Raw genomic sequence first — 2,561 nt, 5'->3', positions numbered from 1 at the left:
GGTGTGTTTTGTGAAACACACTAGATCGCGAGGTAGGGTAAAGAGGGTCCAAGTGACCTTTACCGAGGAGCAGTGGAGTCTCATCGAGAGACTCAAGGGGGTCATGGGTAGCGGAGACGCCGAGGTCGTGAGGAACATAGTGCTGTCGTGGCTGGCCGAGAAGTCCATGGTCTCCTCGGCCGTTAAGGGAACGGGTGGCGGGGACCGGGCGACGTGACCGCGTTTAGCGTGGTCTCCCTGTTCTCCGGGGCGGGGGGTCTGGACTGGGGCTTCGCCCAAGATGGGAGGTACAGGATACTGTTCGCAAACGACGTCCTCGAGCCCGCGACGAGGACCTACGCTAGGAACTTCGGTCTGAGACACGAGGTCTGCCGGGCCGGGGAGGTGACCGAGGCTGAGCCGGGCACCGTGCTGGCGTGCGACGTGCAACGGGTGTCGTTCTCCCGCCTCAGGGACGCCGGCGCCGACCTCGTCCTAGGCGGACCGCCCTGCCAAGACTTCTCGATAGCGCGGGGGCCAGAGTGGGACAGGAGGGGGATAGAGGTGGCTAGGGGCAGGCTCTACGCCCACTTCGTCAGGGCCCTCGCGGAGCTCCAGCCAAAGGTGTTCGTATTCGAGAACGTGCCCGGTCTCGTGAGCGCGAACAGGGGGCTCGCGTACAGGGTGATCCTCGAGGACTTCAGGAACCTGAAGTTGCGGTGGCCCGAGGTCAAGAGGGCGATCCCCGGCCTCGGAGACCCAGAAGCGAGGGAGGGCTACGAGATAGTGTACGCGGGCGTAGCGGACTTCTCGAGGCTGGGCGTCCCGCAGAGGCGCGAGAGGTTGCTGGTGGTCGGCGTGAGGCGGGACTTGGTGGGGGGCGACCTGACCCGCCTGTGGAGGCTGAGGGCCAGGCTCGAGAGGGCGCTGGGCGGGGAGGGGTGGCTCTTCCGCAAGTACCCGCTTACCCCGCTCGAGGTCTTCGAGGGCAGGAGGCTGGACGAGCTCGGCGAGAAGTACAGGGAGGTGATGGAGGAGTGGCGCGGGGTGTGGGAGGAGGTGGGGACTGAGACGGCTCTAAGGTGGAAGCGGGAGGTGTGGGACAAGCTCTCCTTCGATGTGGTGAAGGACTACCTAGCGGTCAACGGAGCCGGGCGCGTGTCAGAAGAGGAATTGGAGGAGGCTCTCAGGCAGCACGAGACCGTGCTACGGGAGCTGGGGTACTGGGGAGTCCCCGTGTCGAGCCTCAGGCTCCCCGACGGAACCACCGACCCGCCCAGCGAGGACGCGACCGTGGCGGAGAGGATGAGGAGGATCCCGCCGGGCGAGAACCACGAGTTCGTGCGCGGCACCGAGTGGGAGGTCGAGGGGAGGGGCATCAGCCTTATCTACAGGAGGATCCACCCCCTCAAGCCGGCATACACGGTCGTGGCCTACGGCGGCGGCGGGACGCACGGCTACCACTACGAGAGGAGCAGAGCGACGCTAACGCTGAGGGAGAGGGCGAGGTTGCAGACATTCCCCGACAACTTCCTCTTCTCCGGGTCGAGAACCGAGGTGCGGGCGCAGATAGGCGAGGCTGTGCCCCCGCTGGTCTCCAAGAGGCTGGCGGAGGCGCTGGCGGAGGTTCTCGAAGAGCTGAGCCACGGCTTCTAGAGTGCTCTTATGATGCTCTCCCAGTCCTCCTTAAACTTACTTAGAACCCCTGAGCTTGCTATGAAGTGAAGCTCTCTGCTGAAACTTCCAATCCCCTCGAACTCGATGTCCACATCATGGCTTATCCTAGCTGATGGGTTCAGCTCGGAATACTTTTTAAGTACCAGCTCCTTTTACTTGCTATCGCGTGGATCCCAGAAACCAAGAAACCTGTTGATGACAAGCCTCCGCCTCCTTATGCCTTTAATATCCCCACCAACCTCAAGAACTACCATCTGCTTTCTCTCAAGCTTGTCAGTGTACTGTCTTTTATCGAAGAAGCCTGCTATGTAAGCAGGGATGCTACTAAACTCAGGTATTCTTCCCCAAATCTCCTCCAGCTCCTTACCCGAGATTATCTTGAGCTCAAGTGCCTTCCCGAGGATCTTCTCCCTTATCGCACTTATCTTTTTGAGAAACGCTATGAAGTGCTCTCTAGTAACGCCTATACGGACAAAGACGAAGATGTCAGAATGCCGAATTTGGGCGCCTGGGATGTCGAGCCATATCCCGTCCAGCTTCGTTGTCTTTATGCTTATCCTGAGATTGGGCTTCCTGCCGGAAACGCTCCTTATGTCTGAGGGTAGGAACTCCTCAAGCCTGCCTCTCCTAAAATCCAGCTCGGCCTGAACCCCAAACCTATCCTTAAGCCAGTTAACAAAAGCTATTTCTCCCAGAAGACCCCTAATAGTATCAGTCCACAGCTGACCCAAGTCTCTCCTTCTAGCCGTCCCATAGTCAGTTGCCGCAAACTCATGCGCAAGCCGGAGAGCGTGCACAGCGGCTACCAGGTAGTCTTCCTCACTCAGCACCACCGAAGCCCAGGACAGCCATTGGGCCCACTCCTCAAGGCTCCTAAACAGGCGCACATCCCCGCCTTTAACAGC

The 2,561-nt window shown here is 60.1% G+C and carries 3 protein-coding genes; 2 read left to right on the top strand and 1 reads right to left on the bottom strand.

What is annotated here, in order from left to right:
• Position 1 precedes the first annotated feature (1 nt).
• Both ACP5KC_RS10085 and ACP5KC_RS10080 read left to right on the top strand, forming a co-directional pair.
• Positions 2 to 217: a CopG family transcriptional regulator gene (locus ACP5KC_RS10085; RefSeq protein WP_428287487.1), complete on the top strand. Its 216-nt coding sequence runs from the start codon at positions 2 to 4 to the stop codon at positions 215 to 217.
• Positions 214 to 1,635, top strand: coding sequence for a DNA cytosine methyltransferase (locus tag ACP5KC_RS10080; RefSeq protein WP_428287486.1), 1,422 nt, complete (start codon positions 214 to 216; stop codon positions 1,633 to 1,635). Before ACP5KC_RS10085 ends, ACP5KC_RS10080 begins: the two co-directional genes overlap by 4 nt.
• Before the next feature lie 173 nt (positions 1,636 to 1,808).
• On the opposite strand, the gene ACP5KC_RS10075 is transcribed toward ACP5KC_RS10080, so the two are convergent.
• Positions 1,809 to 2,561 (bottom strand): hypothetical protein (locus ACP5KC_RS10075; RefSeq protein WP_428287485.1); only part of this gene is annotated, 753 nt, incomplete at its 5' end.

The organism is Infirmifilum sp. (assembly GCF_049970975.1).
GTDB lineage: Archaea > Thermoproteota > Thermoprotei > Thermofilales > Thermofilaceae > Thermofilum > Thermofilum uzonense.
This window is presented reverse-complemented; position numbering and strand designations above follow the sequence as displayed.